16 protein-coding genes are annotated in these 19,525 nt (G+C 40.9%); 2 read left to right on the top strand and 14 right to left on the bottom strand.

Annotated features, from left to right (window positions below; translation table 11 throughout):
* Positions 1 to 144: 144 nt before the first annotated feature.
* The 9 genes from ACZ0NX_RS02395 to mraZ all read right to left on the bottom strand — a co-directional run bounded on the left by ACZ0NX_RS02395 (position 145) and on the right by mraZ (position 11,875).
* On the bottom strand, positions 145 to 1,506 hold the full coding sequence (locus ACZ0NX_RS02395; protein ID WP_464405286.1) for an FtsW/RodA/SpoVE family cell cycle protein: 1,362 nt from the start codon (positions 1,504 to 1,506) through the stop codon (positions 145 to 147).
* Positions 1,499 to 3,067 (bottom strand): UDP-N-acetylmuramoyl-L-alanine--D-glutamate ligase, encoded by a 1,569-nt coding sequence (gene murD, locus ACZ0NX_RS02390; RefSeq protein WP_060787284.1) that lies wholly within the window; start codon positions 3,065 to 3,067, stop codon positions 1,499 to 1,501. Before murD ends, ACZ0NX_RS02395 begins: the two co-directional genes overlap by 8 nt.
* A 70-nt stretch (positions 3,068 to 3,137) precedes the next feature.
* On the bottom strand, positions 3,138 to 4,241 hold the full coding sequence (gene mraY, locus ACZ0NX_RS02385) for a phospho-N-acetylmuramoyl-pentapeptide-transferase (RefSeq protein WP_060787283.1): 1,104 nt from the start codon (positions 4,239 to 4,241) through the stop codon (positions 3,138 to 3,140).
* Positions 4,238 to 6,040 carry a UDP-N-acetylmuramoyl-tripeptide--D-alanyl-D-alanine ligase gene (locus ACZ0NX_RS02380; RefSeq protein ID WP_464405284.1) on the bottom strand — a complete coding sequence of 601 codons (1,803 nt, stop codon included), beginning with the start codon at positions 6,038 to 6,040 and terminating at the stop codon, positions 4,238 to 4,240. Before ACZ0NX_RS02380 ends, mraY begins: the two co-directional genes overlap by 4 nt.
* Before the next feature lie 25 nt (positions 6,041 to 6,065).
* Positions 6,066 to 7,277 carry a UDP-N-acetylmuramyl peptide synthase gene (locus ACZ0NX_RS02375; RefSeq protein ID WP_415695675.1) on the bottom strand — a complete coding sequence of 404 codons (1,212 nt, stop codon included), beginning with the start codon at positions 7,275 to 7,277 and terminating at the stop codon, positions 6,066 to 6,068.
* A 26-nt stretch (positions 7,278 to 7,303) separates the two neighbouring features.
* Complete coding sequence (locus tag ACZ0NX_RS02370) at positions 7,304 to 9,355, bottom strand: peptidoglycan D,D-transpeptidase FtsI family protein (protein ID WP_081091008.1); 2,052 nt, start codon at positions 9,353 to 9,355, stop codon at positions 7,304 to 7,306.
* Entirely contained in the window at positions 9,355 to 10,026 is a 672-nt protein-coding gene (locus tag ACZ0NX_RS02365) for a hypothetical protein (RefSeq protein ID WP_415695674.1), read from the bottom strand. Before ACZ0NX_RS02365 ends, ACZ0NX_RS02370 begins: the two co-directional genes overlap by 1 nt.
* Complete coding sequence (gene rsmH / locus ACZ0NX_RS02360) at positions 10,026 to 11,096, bottom strand: 16S rRNA (cytosine(1402)-N(4))-methyltransferase RsmH (RefSeq protein WP_464405282.1); 1,071 nt, start codon at positions 11,094 to 11,096, stop codon at positions 10,026 to 10,028. The genes ACZ0NX_RS02365 and rsmH overlap by 1 nt, the downstream gene beginning before the upstream one ends.
* Positions 11,093 to 11,875: a division/cell wall cluster transcriptional repressor MraZ gene (mraZ, locus tag ACZ0NX_RS02355; protein WP_060787278.1), complete on the bottom strand. Its 783-nt coding sequence runs from the start codon at positions 11,873 to 11,875 to the stop codon at positions 11,093 to 11,095. The genes rsmH and mraZ overlap by 4 nt, the downstream gene beginning before the upstream one ends.
* A 198-nt stretch (positions 11,876 to 12,073) precedes the next feature.
* Between mraZ and ACZ0NX_RS02350 the strand changes: the two genes are divergently transcribed.
* The gene (locus ACZ0NX_RS02350; RefSeq protein ID WP_415689032.1) at positions 12,074 to 14,350 is read left to right on the top strand and encodes a HelD family protein; all 2,277 of its coding nucleotides are present in this window, start codon (positions 12,074 to 12,076) and stop codon (positions 14,348 to 14,350) included.
* Between the two features lie 227 nt (positions 14,351 to 14,577).
* Here the strand turns inward: ACZ0NX_RS02350 and nrdR are convergent, their stop codons facing one another.
* Both nrdR and ACZ0NX_RS02340 read right to left on the bottom strand, forming a co-directional pair.
* Complete coding sequence (gene nrdR, locus ACZ0NX_RS02345; protein ID WP_060787276.1) at positions 14,578 to 15,024, bottom strand: transcriptional regulator NrdR; 447 nt, start codon at positions 15,022 to 15,024, stop codon at positions 14,578 to 14,580.
* Positions 15,025 to 15,317: 293 nt separating this feature from the next.
* The gene (locus tag ACZ0NX_RS02340) at positions 15,318 to 15,680 is read right to left on the bottom strand and encodes a LysM peptidoglycan-binding domain-containing protein (RefSeq protein ID WP_415689029.1); all 363 of its coding nucleotides are present in this window, start codon (positions 15,678 to 15,680) and stop codon (positions 15,318 to 15,320) included.
* Positions 15,681 to 15,839: 159 nt separating this feature from the next.
* On the opposite strand from ACZ0NX_RS02340, the gene lexA reads away from it, so the two are divergent.
* Positions 15,840 to 16,562: a transcriptional repressor LexA gene (gene lexA / locus ACZ0NX_RS02335; protein WP_415695671.1), complete on the top strand. Its 723-nt coding sequence runs from the start codon at positions 15,840 to 15,842 to the stop codon at positions 16,560 to 16,562.
* A gap of 184 nt (positions 16,563 to 16,746) precedes the next feature.
* On the opposite strand, the gene ACZ0NX_RS02330 is transcribed toward lexA, so the two are convergent.
* The 3 genes from ACZ0NX_RS02330 to ACZ0NX_RS02320 form a co-directional block, all read right to left on the bottom strand.
* The gene (locus ACZ0NX_RS02330) at positions 16,747 to 17,226 is read right to left on the bottom strand and encodes a GreA/GreB family elongation factor (RefSeq protein ID WP_060787273.1); all 480 of its coding nucleotides are present in this window, start codon (positions 17,224 to 17,226) and stop codon (positions 16,747 to 16,749) included.
* Between the two features lie 49 nt (positions 17,227 to 17,275).
* Entirely contained in the window at positions 17,276 to 17,683 is a 408-nt protein-coding gene (locus ACZ0NX_RS02325) for an FKBP-type peptidyl-prolyl cis-trans isomerase (protein WP_060787272.1), read from the bottom strand.
* 269 nt (positions 17,684 to 17,952) lie between these two features.
* Positions 17,953 to 19,464 carry an L-serine ammonia-lyase gene (locus ACZ0NX_RS02320; RefSeq protein WP_464405278.1) on the bottom strand — a complete coding sequence of 504 codons (1,512 nt, stop codon included), beginning with the start codon at positions 19,462 to 19,464 and terminating at the stop codon, positions 17,953 to 17,955.
* Positions 19,465 to 19,525 lie beyond the last annotated feature (61 nt).

Raw genomic sequence — 19,525 nt, 5'->3', positions numbered from 1 at the left:
ACAATCTGCTTACTTAAAAATCCCAATCAGAAATCCCAATCAGAACAAGTCTAATTTAAAACTTTAATATACTACCTAACAATTGATTCAGTTTTAACTAAAATTTTTGCAAAAAGCGGATTTTACACCAAGCTTTCCAGCAAATTAACGTCCACTTGCTTTCGATTTTGCGCGCTTGAATGTCCATTTATTACCAAGTTTTATATTTGGATTACTCTTAATAAAACTATCCGCAACGCCCATTGCAAGAAGACACATAACAAGCGAAGATCCACCTGCGGAAACAAACGGCATAGGAACGCCCATAACTGGCAAAAGCTGAACAACAACCAAAATATTTATTAAGCCTTGACCAACAATCCAAGTGGCAATGCTAATAAGAGATATTGAAACAAGCTTATTTGTTGACTGCAAAGCGGAAGTTAACAGGCACCAGCCAATCACAATATAAAGAAGAATCACACAAGAAGCAACAACAAATCCCATTTCTTCGCCAATGATTGCAAAAATAAAATCGTTGTGAGCATACGGCAAATAATTCCACTTTTCCCTAGAATTGCCTATGCCAACGCCCATGATTCCGCCAGAAGCCATTGCGTATTGTGCGTGAATCGCCTGGAAGCAAACGCCTCTAATTGACTTTGCATCGCAACCCTGAATAGTGGCAAGAATACGACGCATACGATTTTGGCTAGTAACAACAAGCAGCAAAACCGCAGCACACGCCGTTATAAGAGCCACAACAAGCCATTTTGTAGGGAATCCACCTACATAAAACGCAACAATAGCAATTAGCAAAATAATAAGAGCGGTACCAAGATCCTTGCCTGCAACAACTAAAAGAACCGAAACACCTAGAGCTGCAACAGTTGGAATATAGGCTCGCATAGCAACACGCTTATATGCCTTTTTTGCAAGAATAAGTGCCATTGGAAGCCAAATGCATATAGCAAGCTTTGTGATTTCTGCTGGCTGCATTGTAAACGGGCCTATTTTAATCCAGCTAGCATTACCATTAACCTCGTGCCTAATGCCTGGTACAAAAGTCAAAAATTGCATAAAAACCGATATTGCGTAAATTACAATAATCTTACTTTTATAGAAATCGACTGGTAAATGCGAAAAAACCAAATACCCAATAAGGCCAATAATGCAATAAATCAGCTGGCTTATTCCAGAACCCCAAGGGCCAGCTCCATAAGTAATCATTGTTACCGAAGAGCTTGAAAACACCATAAATAAGCCAAAAACGGTTAATATTACAACGGATATTCTTAGTCCAAAAAGGCACCACAATGGGTTGAAAATACTACGAATACCAACATATTGCTTAAAAGCCTTGGCGTTTTCACTAAGAGAATCTTGGACACTCGAAAAACTGGCGGAATTATTGGTATTAGCTGCGGATTGCTTTGTGGCAGAAGACTTTGTGCCAAAAATGCGTCTTCTAAGCTTTTTTGCAGGCTTATTGTTAGATGAGCCATCTTTTCTATTGTTCTCATTCATGGCACTTAACCCACTGCTCAGATTCTTTAGCAAAACGATTTCCTCGATCTGCATAAGAAACAAACTGATCCATAGAGGCGCATGCTGGCGCTAAAAGAACAACATCTCCAGGCTGCGCGTACCTTCCAGCAGCTTGAACAGCTGTAGAAATGACTTTTTGCCCAAGCGAGGAATCAGCGTTAGAAATTGGCGAATTCTGAGCTTTTTTAACAAGCGAATCATTTGCATAATCAAAAGACTCATAGCTTTCACCGTTTGCGGAAACAATTGTTACAGGAATATCTTGCCCCTGAGCGTTAAGAGCCTGAACAATTGGATTTTGATCTAAACCAATAACAACAGCAGCCTTAATAATATTGCGATTTTGCTTAACTAAATCTTCAAAATGACCGCCCTTTGCAAGGCCTCCAGCAATCCAAATAACGGATTTTTTACCAAAACTAGAAATAGAGGCGGCAGCAGCATGAGCGTTAGTTGCTTTTGAATCGTCCACAAAACGAATCGCGTGGTCTGGAAGATTATCTTCAGCGTTTAAAGTAGCTACTGTTTGAATCCTATGCCCTCCTGGAGCAAAGTTACGCAATGCCTTAACTGCATTTTCAACGTCTTGTTTTAAGCCAAGAGTTAGCGCTAACGCAGTTAATGCATCTGCAAGAAGATGCGGATACACGCTTCCATCTGGCTCACATAAATGCTTTAGTTTATTTAAAGCCACTATTTTGTTTGCTTCGCCAACTTTTGCACCAGCAACGCCACTTTTGTCTACAATCCAACCATCTTCAACGCCTATTTCTCCAGATTTTGGAGCGCAAAGCGTAAAACCAATTTTTTTGCAACCATCTTTAACTTGTGCAATCTTTGCTAATTCGCTAACGCGTGAATCTTGAGCATTGTACACAAGCGCTTTTTTAACGCCATTAAAAACTTTAGACTTATCTTTTGCGTAGGCTTCGATTCCGCCATGCCAGTCTAAATGATCGGCCGCAATGTTAGTAATCGCAGCACAATCTAACTCTAAGGAATCCGTAAAATGTAGCTGGAAAGAGCTTAATTCAACACATAATGCATCGTGCTCTTTTTCTAGCGCAGCATGGGAAACCGACTTGCCAATATTGCCAACAGCAGGAGCATCTAGGCCGCAAGCAGTAAGCATCTGAGATGTCATTTCGGTTGTAGAAGTTTTGCCATTTGTTCCAGTAATTCCAATCCATGCGGCTGGAAGACTTGTTTTAAGCGACTTTACGCGCACAAGCCATGCAAGTTCTACCTCACTAATAACTGGAATATTGCGCTTTTGAGCCTCTAAAATAAAAGGTGTTCTAGGGTTAAAAACTGGCGATGTTACAACAGCATCAATCTTGGTCCAGTCGATTTTGGAAAAATCGTGGATTTGAGCTTCCGCCTTGCGTTCGTCTGCGCTAATCGCGTTAGCTCCAACAGTTTTAAGCACTTCCATGGCACCTATACCAGAAACACCTAATCCTGCTACAAGAACATTATGGAACGGGAATTCAGTGTGTAAAGAGAACTCCTTGCATAAATCATTTGCAACGCTGCTCATATAATCACCCTTACTAATCGCAATTGTATAGGTATAGCAATTGTATAGCCATTATTAATCGGTGAACCTGCTAAATCAAGAGTCCAGAACGACCTGCCCAATCCGCATAGAATGTCATCAACGCGGATAGAACAAACATAAGCTCAATCATCCAAAAACGAACAACAACCTTGCCTTCTGCCCATCCAACAAGCTCAAAATGGTGATGGATTGGAGCCATTTTAAACACTCGCTTATGTGTCATTTTAAAGCATCCAACTTGGATTACGTCACTGCAGGTTTCCATAACAAATAGCCCGCCTAAAATAACAGCCAAAAACTCCGTGTGAGTGGCGATTGAAAGCGCGGCAAAAAGACCACCTAAAGCCAAAGACCCAGTGTCTCCCATAAACACCTGAGCAGGATTTGAGTTGTACCACAAGAACCCAAAGCAGGCAACGGCTGCGCAAACGGAGATAATGGTTAAATCAAGCGGATCCGAAACGGCATAAGAGAATCCAAAATGGCCACCGCCTTTAACGTGATAACTCTCCCAAAAAGCAATCAAGGCATATCCCGCAAAGGCAATCATAGAGGATCCAGCAGCAAGGCCATCTAATCCGTCTGTAAGATTTACTGCATTAGACCACGCAGCCATTAAAAAGTTTACCCAAACAATAAAAATTACGATTCCAGCTACTCTGCCAAACATTGAAAAATCAAAGAATGGTTTTTCTATAAAACTCATGCCAGGCTGAGCGCTTGCAATACCAGACTGAGTTGGAAGCATAAGAGCTAAAACAGCGTAAATGCTTGCAAAAATAACCTGACCAAACAGCTTTGCGCGCACAGAAAGACCAAGATTCTGCTTTTTCCTTACCTTTGCAAAATCATCAATAAAGCCAAGAAAACCCATTGAAAGCATGGCAAAAAGAACAAGAACAGCAGACCAAGACGGCGTTCTACCAACGGAAAAATACCTGTAAAGTGCGGAAGCAGCCCATCCAACTACAACAGCGAGGTTTATAACAACACCACCCATAGTAGGTGTTCCGCGCTTAACTAAGTGAGATTGTGGACCGTCTTGACGAATGTATTGTCCGTAATTTAAGCGGTGTACTAGGCGGATTAAAAGCGGTGTGCCAACAATCGTCACTATTAGCGACACCACTATTCCCACAATAAGCGCAATCACAGGTTAACCTCCGTATGTTTGTTAAGACCATTGCTAGAGCCATTGCTAAGTTTAGCCCAACTTTCAGCCAAAGCACTTAGTCCCGAAGCGTGAGACCCCTTTAGTAACACAACAGTACTAGGATGCTCGGCCACAAGACTCCAAACAATGTTATTTGCCTCAGAGCAATCATGCACAAAATACACACTGTTTTTAGAATCACAATTAGAATCACAATTAGAATCATCAGTTTTATTTTGACGATTATCTCTATTTTGCCAATTATCTTTAGCACCTTTAGCTATACAAGAAGCTAACTCATCTAACTTTTCGCTTGAAGTTGATCCAACCGTAATTATTGAATCAATATTGCGTTTTGCAACGTATTCGCCAATAGATTCATGCATTTTATTTTCATTAGACCCAAGTTCCAACATTGAGCCTAAAACTGCGATTCTAAAAAGCTTAGTGCATGCGGAATCAGCAGAATGTGCGGATTGAGCGGACTGAGCGGACTGAGCGGACTGAGCGGATTCGTAAGAGCATAATCCGTCAATTCCAGCTTTCATAGAATCTGGATTTGCGTTAAAGGAATCGTCAATAAGTGTAAATTTTTTATCATCTTTGCAAATAACAGAAATCTGCATGCGATGCGGGCTAATATGCGAAACTTTATTCAAAACTAAAGCAATGTTTTTAAGACTCATACCAAAATATCTTGCAACATTCGCAGCAGCTAATGCATTCATAACGTTGTGCGCTCCAGGAAGCGCAAGATGCACACTGGCACTGTTTTCGCGAGTCTGATTGTTTGCGCAAGTCTGACTGTTTTTGTTTTCGATAATCGAAAATTGCGCACAACCACTTTCATCTAAAGAAATATCTTGTGCATGTAACTGATAATTCTCATTATTCGCTGCATCAAAATTGCCATTATTATTAACATTCAATCCAAACCAGCGGATTTTATCTTTATCGGCAAGCTCACTCATTGCCGCAACGCGAAAATCATCAGCATTTAAAATTGCCACTCCGTGCGGCAAAAGCCCCCTAACAATCTCACTCTTAGCCTGAGCAATTTTTTCTACGGAGCCAAACTCGCCCAAATGAGCAACACCAACTTTTAACACAACCGATAAATCTGGAGGCGCAATAGTTGTGAGCATTGAAATCTCACCAACATGATTTGCACCCATCTCTGCAATAAGGAATCGCGTATTCTCGTTTACATGCAAAGAAGTTAACGGCAATCCAATTTCGTTATTAAATGACCCAACTGGCGCAACCGTGTTTCCAAGCGTTGAAAGAAGAGCATTAAGCATGTCTTTTGTTGTTGTTTTTCCAACGGAACCTGTTATACCAATAACGCTAAAAGGCGTGTTTAACGCGCGGCGGCGCACCAGATTGTGCTTTGCTAAAAGTCCAAGTGCTTCAACCGAATTTTTAACAACAATTTGAGCAATTTTGTTCTGCACACTTTTATCGAGCAAAACAGCGTGTTCTACAATCGCCGCTTTAGCTCCAAGCTGCGCTGCTTTTTGCACAAAATCATGACCGTCAACGCGTTCACCTTTTATAGCAACAAATACCGCACCGCAAGAAACGTTGCGAGAATCGCTTGTAGCACAAATAACAGTGTCATTGCTGTTTACCGAATCAGAATGTGCAGAATCACAACTTGCAGAATCACATAGAAGCTCGGTTGCATTAACCGCATCTGCCACTTCTTTAATGCTCATAGGCATCATACGCAAACTTGCTTGCGCTGAAACATTTTCCGTAATTTTGTTTTGCATACTATTTTGCTTTGTTGAAAACATTATTTGCTCTTAAACATTTTGGTTTCTATTTTAATTCGTGAGACACTCGCAACGCACTTTTAATGGTTCCTCTTCTAACTCCAGCAGCAAGAACCATTGCAATTGAGAGCGAAAGATGCCTACTAACATCTCTGCCGCCTATTTGGTCTGCTAATGCAGCTAATTCATCCGATTCTTTAGACCGCATAACACAATAGGATCTTTCGTGGCTTAAGAAGCCGTATCTTTGCTGCAAAGTATAAAAACTCATTACAGGGCGCGCAGAATTTATGCTTAATTCGTCAATCTGAGAGTCATCGCTTTGACTACTATAGCTAAGCGATTCTGTTGATTCTATTGATCCTGTTGATTCTTTGGATTCTTTTTGCAATTGGTTTTGCTTAGCAGACTCTTCGGATTGCTTATTTAATGTGCCGCCTGCTTGCGACTCGTCTTTTGCATTAGAAGAATCGCCAGCCGCCAAAGAATTAGCAGCCGCCAAAGAATCGAAAGCAGCATCACCAGCAGCATCCGATTTTTTGTCAATCTCAATCACATCTGTTTTTAATGAATCGGACTTATATAAATCAAGACTTCCAGACATGGCAAGAGCATTGTTACTTTCAACACCAAGAACATCAATGTTTGTAGACTGCAAGGCATCTTTTTTAAGCGTTGCAGAATTTAATGCTATAACAACGGCGGCAGCTCCGTCTTCTACACACACCGATAAATTGTGTTGAATATCTACTATTCCAAGCGGATATTCCAAATCTAAATCACGCTGAAGAGAGTTAGATCCAGCAGCGCTTATAACACCAACTGGATTGCCAAGCATGTGAAGAAAATCCGCTAACCTTATAACGTTTGCGTAAACTTCGTCATCGTCATCTCCAGCAACTGCGAAAGTGGCTATAAAAGAAGATGGATCATTGTTAACATCGCAAGCAAGTTTGCCCAAAGTAACTGGATTGTTGGAAGAAACAAGTAACGGAATACCAACGCTCATAGCTTCGCTTCGAAACTCTGGAGGAACCATTGCTGCGTACGCACCAGCGTCTCTAGCAGCTTCCAACTGTCTTTTATCTACACGATTTGCAGGAACAAAAAGACACCCAGGCCTAACGTTTCTAACATCGCATACAAGCGATGTAATTGTTATTCCAGAAGCAAAAGATGGTATTACCTCAAAACCGTATTGTTCTGCAGCAAAACCAAGGGTCACTCTTGTTCTAGAAAATTCATCAACAGCATTCATACTTGCACCCGCCCATTCACTATGTATCACCATTGTAAAGGAATAGGGTTGCTGCGAGGAGTCGATACTGGAACGTTGTACTTTTGCATTAAGAACTCGCCTATTGTCTTTATAAGAGGAGCTGCTGCGAAAACGCCGAATGTGCCTTCTGGATTGCTTAATGCAACTGTTATTGCAAAACGAGGGTTATCGACAGGCAATATTGCCGCGCAGTCTGCAACAATAGAGCTAAGCGCTCCACCAAATCCAGCAACTTCTGCAGTACCACTCTTTGCAGCAATACGATATCCGTTAACAGATATGTAGTTACTGTAATATTCTGCCGTGGATTCCATGGCATTTAACATTTGATCAGCAACGTGTTCATCTAAAACGCGAGTTCCTTGTGGCCTCTTGCGCTCAGTAATTCTGCCATGTGGGTCGATTACAGACTTGATAATCGATTGCTTAAGCCTTACGCCCTTATTGGCGATTGTTGAAATAGCATTGGTGATTTGCAAAGCGTTTGTTGCATATCCCTGACCAAACAAAACAGTATTTTGCTTACGACCATCCCACGCTTGAACACTCGGGAACAAACCTTGGGATTCTCCTTGCAAATCAAGGCCAGTTAATTGCCCAATTCCAAACTTAGACAAGAATTCATAACGCTTGTTATTTGGATACTTTTCGCCAGCCATAATCATGCCAACGTTAGAAGATTCCTTTAAAATGCCTGCTAAAGTAAGCTTCATAACACCGTGGCTGTGAGCATCGTGGAAAAGTTGACCTTGCTTTTCAATGCTTCCAGGAACAGCAAACTTATCCGTTAGCTGGCGCGCTCCAGTTTGAAGCATGCCTGCAACTGAGAATACTTTGCCAATAGAGCCTGGCTCAAATACCTGGCTAACAGCCTTAGAAACAGATGCTCTAGCTTCGGCAGAACCAGCTTTAATATTATCGCTATCTTCTAGAGCAACAATTTCTCCAGTGCGAATATCTTGAACAACAGCAACGCCCCATCCAGCTTTGTACTTATTCATACCATCTAGAAGAACCTTCTTAACGTACCAATCTACATCGCTATCAATAGTTAGCTTTATGTCGTTACCGTTTACAGCCTCTTTATATTCACTTACCGTTCCAGGAATTTTCTCATTTCCAACGTTATTTCCCTGATATTTTTGGTAACCATCTTTACCAGTTAAAACTTTGTCTTGAGAAAGCTCCAAGCCAGATTCACCAACTTCGCCTCTTCTGCCCTTAGCTTCTTTTCGGCTGCTTTCTTCTGCGTCTTTAACAGAGCCAATCAAAGCGCCTAAAATAGGACCACTTGAATATACGCGCTCACTGCTATTTTCTGCATAAACACACCCAGAAAGATTAAGCTTATCTATTGCACGCTTAACAGAAGGCTTAACGTTTCTTTTTATAACAGCATAACGCCCTACACCTGCAATTTTTCCGCCAATTTCAACAGAGCTCATATGCAAAATAGGAGCCAAAAGACGTGCTACAGCAACAGCGCCTGTTCCTTCAACGTCTTTGCCATTAATTGCATGGCAATTCCCAGCAGTTTGCTTTGTGCAAGGAGTTGGTTTAAAGGACTGAGCATTCATTGGGTCTGCAATTATGTTATATCTTTCAACACTCTGAGCCAAAACAGCACCATTTGCGTCCAAAATACGCCCTCTACGAGCGAGTATTGGACGAGTCCTACTACGTTCTGCCTGCGCCGCCTGAGCAGTAGAACGTGCATTAATCAACTGTATAAAACTAAGCTTTACTATTGCTAAAGATGCAATAATCGCAAATATGATTGCAACACCAATGCACTTTTTTGCAAAAACAGTGTTGCGAATTACGCTGGTTTGAGTGCCAGAACGCATGCCAGAACGTGCAGTAGAGCGCGCAACAGAGCGAACAGCATTATTAGTATACGAATTATACAATCCGCTTATGTTGAGCCTACTCTTTCTGACTTTTCTTACGCTATTTTTGATGCAGCGCAACTTTTTGCCAGCTAATTTGGCATAATACAATACTGTTTTCATTTTGCCTGAGTATTTGGCGAAACGTTGCTTGATTAGGCGGTTCATCAATGTTTCTCCTTATTTTTTTGTTCTGGCTGGTGGTTGGTTTTTTTAGGATCTTGCTTAGCTTGATTTGGCTTAGGCTGATTTGGCTTAGCCTTTTCTTGCTTAGCCTTTTCTTGCTTAGCCTTTTCTTGCTTAGCTTGATCACGATTTTTAGCTTTTTGAGCTTCAATAGCGGCTTTTTCTGCCTTCTTTTTATTGGCATAATCGCTTAAGTCAACGGTTATTGCACCTTGCTGCGGAACCATTCCCATGTCTTGTGCTTTTGTTGGAAGATCTGCTTCTAAGGCATCCAACTTTGTTTGAGCAGTCTCTACGTCTTGACGAAGCCTGGAAATATTGGCTTGAGTTGCAGCTTGTTCAAAAGAAATCTCTGCCATTTTTGTGCGAAGCAACAGAGATGTAGTAGGCGTAACAACAAGGAACATAACAACAATGATTAGGTTAAAAAGAGGAGCTTTACGCGTGTTGCTCCACGCTATAACCTTGTGCAAATGATTCATTACAGCATAAGACCTGCGATCCGAGGCGCTAAACACTAGCGGAATCGACTTAGAAACGCGATTTTGTCTTGAATCACCAGAAATTTTCTCGTTCACTCGGCCTGCAGGTGCAGAAGACGCTGCAAAAGATGCTGCAATTCTAGAAGCACGGTTTTTAAGTGGCTTATCCATTAGAACCTGCCTCCTTTGCTACGATTTACGCCATTTGACTTAGTAGAAGAATGTTGCAAAGACGTATCTTCTCCTTGAGCAATAGCTGTAAAATCTTTGATCCACCTATCTGGAATATCTCTAATAAGCTCCACTGCCCTCAAGCGAACAGAAGAAGACCTTGTATTATTTGCAATTTCTTCTTTAGATGCCTTAATAGCTCCACGAGTTAAAGACTTAAAGAAAGGCTGGGCACTTTGCGGAACAATAGGCATATTTGCTGGAACGTCTACTTCTAATCCCTTATTCATAAAGCGCTTAACTGTAATATCTTCCAAAGAATGATAGGATTCAACAACAATCCTGCCGCCGTTATTTAAGCGCAAAGCAAGCTTTGGTAAAGTTCTAGAAAGTTTATCCAACTCCCCATTAACTTCGATTCTAAGAGCCTGAAAAACTCGTTTAGCAGGATTTCCTGGCGCACGATGAGCACGCGGAATAACCTGATCAACTAGGTCAACCAACTGACCAGATGTTACTATTGGGTTCTCTTGCCTAACTTGCACTATTTTTCTTGCAATAGGACCAGAAAAACGTTCTTGACCGTACTCACGAAATATTTCAGCCAGACTAGATGCACTATAGGTAGCAAGAATGGTTGCAGCAGTAACACTCTGAGTTGTATCCATTCGCATATCTAAGGCTGTGTTATGGGAATAGGAGAATCCCCTATCCGCTTCGTCTATTTGCAAACTGGAAAGACCTAAATCCATAAACGCTGCATCGATTTTATCAATTTCTAAATCTTCCAAAACTTTGTCAACTTCGTCGAATGCAGCATGAACTGGAATAAAACGATTATTCAATCCTTCATCTTGCATCCTTTTTGTTGCTAAGCCAAGAGCCTCACTATCTCTATCTATTCCAACAAGAGTTGCCAGTGGAGCTGCTTTAAGAAAAGCTGTTGCATGGCCAGCAAGACCAAGAGTGCAGTCAACAATAATAGAATCTTTATGCTCTAGCGCTGGAGAAACAAGATTTACGCAATCTTCCAATAAAACTGGCGCATGAATTGTAGATAGATCTTTCATTGTGCCACCGCCGGAAGAACGTCATTCGCAATATCCGCATAGTCTTGCTCTTTATCTGCAAGGTAATTATTCCAAGCGGATTTATTCCATATTTCTGCACGAGTTCCAACGCCTATTACAACAATCTCATCTCCAAGATTGGCATAATCTCTTAGCATTGGAGGCACTACTATACGACCCTGCTTGTCTGGCTCTTGATCTACAGCACCAGAAAGAAAAACTCGTAGGTAATCTCGTGCCGACTTATTGCTCATAGATGTGCGCTGGATTTGAGTTGTAATACGCTCAAACTCTTGCATTGGAAGAACATAAACGCAGCGTTCTTGGCCGCGAGCCATAACAAAACCATCACCTAATTGGGATCTAAATTTTGCTGGCAAAGCCACACGACCTTTGGCATCTATTTTTGGCGAATAGGTGCCAAGAAGAACTGGATTCTTTACCTGATTATTAGCCTGAGTTTGCAAACCATTAGCATCAAAAACTGCGTTTTGCGGCAAAGGAGTGGATGTAAAAGCCGAAGACGTAGCTTGAGGCTGCATAACAGGCTGCATAACAGGCTGTATAACAGGCATCTGCTGCGATTGATACATAGGAGGAACCTGCTGCATCACGTAATAAGGCTGAGCATATGCTTGAGAATTTTGCATTGGCATATGCGCTTCTTGGGCATTAGCTTGAGCCATATTTTGAGAATCGGAAGCAGATGTATTTTGAGCATGCTTAAAGGAGGAATTGGCTTTATCTTGCGCATTTGCGCCAGCATTATTACGAGCCATAAATCCACATCCTTTTCAACATGCAATATGCCACTTGCACATCATTCACCATTTTACCCCATTTCTCACCAAAAATCCCCACTTTTTGTAAAAAAATAATATTTTTTTAGCAAAAATTGGAAACATGCAACGTGTATTAGCCTCGAGGTATACTTAAACGCCTGGTTTTAGCACAACTTTTAAGAAGAACGGACACAAATGTCTACGTACTCCTCACAACTCAGCGAAGAACAACAAGCGGTTGATTGCGCTTATGAGCGCTTAGATAACTTGCGTTCAACAATCCGTACAAGACTTGATTCTGTACGCGCTGCAGGCTCACACGGATCGCCAACTCAGCGAACAGAACGAGATTCTTTTGCAACAATGTACGAAGATCGTTTAACGCAACTTAGAGCTGTAGAAGATAGACTTGTGTTTGGTCGCCTAGACGATTGTGAAGGCGTAAGACGCTATATTGGCAGAATCGGTTTGCTAAGTGAAAATCACGACCCAATCTTAACCGACTGGAGAGCAGAGGCTGCTCGACCATTCTACGAGGCAACTCCTTCTAATCACGGAAACATTGTTATGCGCAGACACATAACTCTTAAATTCCGAGAAGTTGTGGGCGTTGAAGACGAGATTCTAGACATTCATTCCGACGAAGTAAACAAAGCGTCTAAACAAGGAACACTTACTGGCGAAGGTGCATTACTTGCTTCTCTAGGCTCTCGTAGAACTGGAAAAATGACGGATATTGTTGCAACCATTCAGGCTGAACAAGACCGCATTATTCGCGCTCCTCTAGACCGTACAATTGTTGTTCAAGGCGGCCCTGGCACAGGCAAAACTGCTGTTGCATTGCATAGAGCAGCATACTTGTTATATACACACCGCAGAAAGCTTGAAAGATCAGGAGTTTTGATTGTAGGACCAAGCTCTGCATTCTTAAGGTACATAGACCAAGTTTTGCCATCTTTGGGAGAAACTGGTGTTGTTAGCAGAACTATAGCGGATTTAATTCCAAACGTTCGTGCAGATGCAGAAGATACTGCACATGCAGCAAAACTTAAGGGAATGTACCGTATGAAAAACGTTATTCAAAACGCTATATGCGCAAGAATACGTGTTCCTAAAGATTTGCCAACATTACGCATAAACGGTTTTGCTGTACAGCTCAAAAAAGAAGATATTGAGCTTGCACAATTAGACGCTCAGCGCACACACCAGCCTCACAACCAGGCTCGTAAAACATTTGTAAAGTCAGTAATAAGTTCGCTTAGAAACAGGTATCTGGAACAACTTGATTACGTCCCTTCCCAAGCCGAAATATCCGACATTACATCGCAACTTAGGATGGAAAACAAGCTCAAAATAACTTTGAATCTTGCTTGGCTTCCTATGAATGCTAATTGGCTTATAGACCAACTTTTTTCTAAACCCGAACAGCTTCGCATATATGCTCCTTGGTTAAGCGAAAATGATATTCATGCATTAATTAGACCAAAAGGAAGTCCTCTAACTAAATCCGATATTCCACTGCTTGACGAAGCTATGGAACTTTTAGGACCAGACCCAAAGATTGAAGCACAAAACGCTGCTAATGCTCGCAAAAAGCTTGAAGAGCAACAATATGCTTCTGATACTCTTGCACAAAACGGAATAGGCAATGGCATTGTTACCGCAGATATGCTTATTGAAAACATTCAAGGCAACGATGCAAACATGGTGGCTAATCTTGCTGCATCAGATAGAGAGTGGACTTATGGTCATGTTGTGGTAGATGAAGCACAAGAGCTTACTGCAATGGACTGGCGAATGCTAATCCGCAGGTGCCCTTCGCGATCATTTACTATTGTTGGCGATGTTGCACAAACCTCCTCTTTAGGTGGTACACACCGTTGGCAAAAAAATATGAGCTCATTATTTGGAAACGAGAACTGGGATCTTTATGAGCTAACAATCAACTACCGCAATCCTAAAGAAGTTTCCGAAGCTGCAGGAAAAGTGGCAGATAATTCTGGCTTATACATTTCAACAGTTAACGCCGTTAGATCTGTTCCAGATTCGCTTATTAAGCAAACAGTTCAAAATCAAAATGAACTTGATAATGCGCTTTCTAAATATTGCATTGATTTATTTAACGAATTTGTTTCCGAAGATGGTAGTGGACGAGTAGCAATTATTGTTCCTCAAGAATTAATAGCCCACGCAAACAATATAGTTAAAAATACTCTTAGCAAAAATCTTTCAACTAAGGAATATACTCGCATAATTCAGCAAAGCTTTGACGATAGCCAAATTAGTGTTTGCACTGCAGAAGACGTTAAGGGATTGGAATACGATGCGGTAATACTAATGCAACCTTCTGCTATAGAGCAAGAAGCTGCATCTAGGCTTAGCGCAGCCGCTAACTTATACGTTGCTATGACAAGACCAACACAGCGTCTTGTTATCTTGCGCACACAAGACGACGCTGATTTTTCGGAGTAAAAATTGTAGAGTGCAGTATTGAGTAAACCTAACCATTAACAACCTTGTTATTTGTTTGACCCTTTAAACGGGTCAAACAAATCAGGTTATTGCTCACATATATAACTACATTTAATCAAGACTCAATAATTCACCAGCATAATGGTGAACAAATATTCACATAAACTCAAATACTCAATAACATGTACTTGTTTTGTAATATTCACACAATGCACAAATATTACTAATCACTTACTTTTCTTAAGATCTTCTATAGCACGTTTAAAATCTTCTAAGCCAGTAAAATTCTGATACACGCTAGCAAAACGAAGATATGCTACTTCGTCCAACTCGCGCAATGGCTTTAATATTGCTTTTCCAACTTCTTCGGACGTAACCTGAGCTAATCCACGAGCACGTAAATCAGCTTCAACTTCCATTCCAAGTGTTTTTAATGCTTCAGAATCTATTGGCCGACCTTGACAAGCTTTTCCAACACCAGCAACAACCTTTGCTCTATCAAACGGTTCAATAGAACCTGAACGTTTCATAACAAGCAATTGTGTAGTTTCTACTGTTGTAAATCTACGTCCACACTTCTGGCATTCACGTCTACGGCGTATTGAATACCCATCTTCACTAATTCGCGTATCGATAACTTTAGTATCGGAATTCTTACAAAAAGGACAATGCATATATACAGCATACTAAAAATTAATTTAATATGTTATATATATTTCAATATTTTATATAAATAAATCAATTTTTTCATATTTTTCCTCGTATATTTTATAAAATTTATTGGAAAACACCCTAATAGACGGATATATAAATACATTCATAACAACAATCGAATCTGTACTTAAATCATCGCAATAAGAACACACAGATTCATCGCCATAGCATAATGTAAATAAATCTGACGAATCATATTCATAATCTGAACTCATGTAATCCTCCATATTTTAATGATATTTTTAATAACAAGTTAATCGTCGATAAAAGGTACGCGTATAGACTGCCCTACTTCTAAATCTGGTGAATCTAGATTATTTAATTGCATAAGATAATCAACAGAATCAGAAATATTGCCATTTTTATCTGTTATAGATTTTGCATAACTCCACAATGTATCTCCAGGACGAACTGTGTATGTTACAAAAGACTTTGACACGGCTGAAACAGCTGGCTTTGGCATAAACACAAACCACGCAAAGCACGTTAATACAGCAAAAACAATAAAACGCATAAATAATTTATTTTTACGCCTTCTGCAAACCTTATTTGCCAAAACGGCACGATTTGCATTTGAATAGTTAATGCTATTAGAAGCGTTTAAGTTCTTATACATAACTGCCCTTTCTTACATTTATATTGATATGAACATTTGTTCTATCGAACAGGTGTATCAATCTTGACACATTTGTTCTAAATATGCAACGGCGTGTCGAACATATGTTTGATTTTTTTGAAAAAGTGTATTAGACTGTAAACAACGAAAGGAGACACCATGAATACCAACCCAAACGAGCTTAGCGATTCTGCGGCGCACAACAATGAATCACTAACAGATCGCCAGAGGAAAATCATGGATGCCATACAGCAATGTCTTGAAGAACATGGTTTTCCACCATCTTTTAGAGAAATAGGCAAAGCTGTAGGTTTAAGAAGTCCTTCTTCCGTAAAACACCAATTACGAGCACTTGAGATGAAAGGATTAATACGAATAAGTGCAAATAAAGGTAGAGCAATTGAAGTTATTGGAGATTTTCTACAAAAGAACAAAGAAAAAGCTCAAGAATTGCTTGCAAAACAATCAGCCATTGATGTAAGCATGTACAACAGCGAGTCTTTGATAAACTCTCACGACGTTCCTCTTGTTGGGAGAATTGCAGCAGGAGCGCCTATAACAGCCGAACAACATGTTGAAGATGTTATGCGTTTACCAGAAAGACTTACTGGAAGCGGTAATTTATTCATGCTAGAAGTACATGGCGATTCAATGATTGACGCAGCAATTTGCGACGGCGATTATGTTGTTGTGCGAGAACAAAATGAAGCAACAAATGGAGATATTGTTGCTGCACTACTAGATAACGAAGCAACTGTAAAGACGTTTAGAAAAGAAAATGGTCACGTTTGGCTTATGCCTCACAACCCTGCGTATTCCCCTATTGACGGATCGCACGCAAAGATAATGGGCAAAGTTGTTACCATTTTAAGAAAAATTTAGAGATTTAGAGATTTAGAGATTTAAGCAATCAAAACAACTAAAGAGCGATACTGTTAAACGGACACAAATAAACGCATAAATAAAATCGCTGTGATTTGTAAATCATAAAGATTTTAAATCACAGCGATTAGAGAAAATAGATAGATAACAGCAAAGACGCTTGCCTATTAAGACATTTTATTGCCTAGGCGAGTGGATGAGAGTCCTTAATGGTTACAGAAATCTGACGACCATTTGGAGCAGAGTAGCTAACAGTATCACCCGCTTTAGCACCAATGATTGCAGCGCCAATCGGAGATTCTGGGCTAATAACATCGTAATCAGTAGCAACAGCAATATCACGTGAACCAAGAACATATGTCATCTCTCGGCCAGCAAGATCTAGAGTCACAACAGAACCATTACCAACAAGACCATCTTTTGGAGCCTCAAGGATTTTGGCATTGCGCAGCTTAACAATAAGCTCATTAATACGACCCTCGTTCTTGCCCTGCTCTTCACGAGCAGCCTGATAGCCACCGTTTTCAGACAAATCGCCTTCGGCGCGAGCAGCAGCAATACGCTCGGTGATTTCGTCACGATATTCACCTTCGCGATGAGCTAATTCTTCCTTGAGCTTATCGTAGGCTTCCTTAGTCAACAAAATTGTTTTTTCTTCAGCCATTTTGCAATCTCCTTAACAAAGAACAAAGAATAAAATCAACCACACGCATTTAGCGAGTAGAAATAATATCAATCACAAAAACGAGGGTGTCCGAACCACCAATTCCAGCCTGAGGGACCCCGCGCGAACCATAACCATACTCAGGTGGAATAGAAACAAGTAAGCGAGAACCAACATTATGACCTGGAACAGTACGATCCCATCCCTGAATAACCTGACCAACACCAATACCAAAGCTGGCAGGAGTATGACGAGCAAAACTAGAATCAAAAGGCTCGCTAGCTCCCCAAACAACACCGTGATAATTAACAGTAACAGTGTCTCCAGCACGAACCAAAGGTCCGTTGCCCTCTACCAACTCAACAACCTTAAGCCCTGCTGGCGGCTCAAGCGATGGGAACGTCACCGTTGGCGTAGTACCAAACTCTGCAACCACTTCTGGCATATCCTTTACCATTTTGCCTCCTTTATAACCTCTTATAATCCCTTACAAACATATATAAATGCTTGCAAACAACCATTAACCTCTACAAACTATTTACTAAAAACTTTGAATATTATAACAGTTATGCAATCTTATAGCGTGTTTTAGATTAGCACTCAACCGCTACCTATTCCAATACGTATATAAATTGCACAACGCCTACATAAACATAATGCAAGCAAGTATACAAGCATTTAAAGGAAAAATGTTATGAGATAACTATAAACATAAAAAGCTATAAACTAGCATTCAACAACGTTTACAGCCAGACCACCTTTAGATGTTTCGCGATACTTAGACATCATGTCATGCCCAGTTTCCTTCATGGTTTTAATAGCGCTATCTAAGCTAACAATATGAGAGCCATCACCCAAAAGCGCCATTCTAACAGCGTTAATGGCCGTGTTTGCAGCCATAGCATTGCGCTCTATGCAAGGAATCTGAACCAAACCACCAACTGGATCACAAGTGAGACCAAGATGATGCTCAATACCGATTTCTGCAGCGTTTTCAACCTGCTCAGGGCTTCCACCAAGAACTTCACACAAGCCTGCGGCAGCCATAGAACACGCCGAACCAACTTCTCCCTGGCAACCAACTTCTGCGCCAGAAATAGAAGCATTGCGCTTAAACAAGTAACCAATAGCACCAGCAGCAAGAAGGAACTTTACAATGCCTTCTTCGCTAGCACTGTCTACAAAACGCCAATAGTATTGCAAAACTGCTGGAATAATGCCAGCGGATCCATTGGTTGGAGCCGTAACAATACGACCACCTCCAGCATTTTCTTCACTTACCGCAAGAGCAAAAAGATTTACCCACGCAGAATCAGAAGCTTCCAAAGCGCAGTTTGCTCGTCTGCGATCTTGCTTAAGAATGTCGGAATTTGCGGACAAACGCTCATACATGCGTGGAGCGCGTCTGTGAACATCAAGTCCGCCTGGAAGAATCTGCTGCTTAGAGTTACAGCCGTGTTCAACACACTCTCCCATCACATTCCAAACACGCAGCAAATAGGAGCGAACATATTCAGAATCGCCATTATGCAAAACAAGCTCGTTTTGCCAAACAATGCTACTTATGCTCTTATGTTCTTTTTTGCAAATAGAAATAAGTTCTTTGCACGTTGTAAAAGGATATGGAACAGAAGAATCAGTGGAAGACTCAGTAGAAGACTCAGTAGAAGAATCAGTAGATTGCATAGTGGAAGACTCAACATTTTTAGAAGAGTCTTTAGAAGAATCTTCACTTTCTGTTTCAGATTCACCAACGCGGTCATGCAAACCAATCATCTTATCGTCTGCATTACCTTTGCGAATAAATCCACCGCCAATCGAATACCAAACTTGCTCGTCAACAGTATTACCAAAGGAGTCCAAAGCAACAAACCGCATGCCATTAGGATGCGCAGCCATGCGCCTCCACTTTTCAAAAACAACATCAGAATCGTAGTCAAACGCAATAGTATGACTATGCGCAAGCGTTAAAGTTCCACTTTTCTTGCAATCTTCGCGGATAGTCATCATGTGTTCTGTATCAACATCGTCTGGAAGATTACCTTCAAGACCTGCAACGGATGCTCGATCTGTACCATGCCCCAATCCGGTAAGAGACAAAGAACCATACAATGTAACGCGCACACGAGAAACATTGTTAAGCTTCCCACTCTTTTGCAGAGAGGTTACAAAGGCATTCGCCGCACGCATAGGTCCAACCGTATGCGAAGAACTAGGACCTACACCAACCGAAAACATTTCTAAAATACTGAACACATATCTATTGTAAACACAATTGTTAAGGTTGCGACACGCTGCA

This window comes from Gardnerella rara (assembly GCF_055452355.1).
This window is presented reverse-complemented; position numbering and strand designations above follow the sequence as displayed.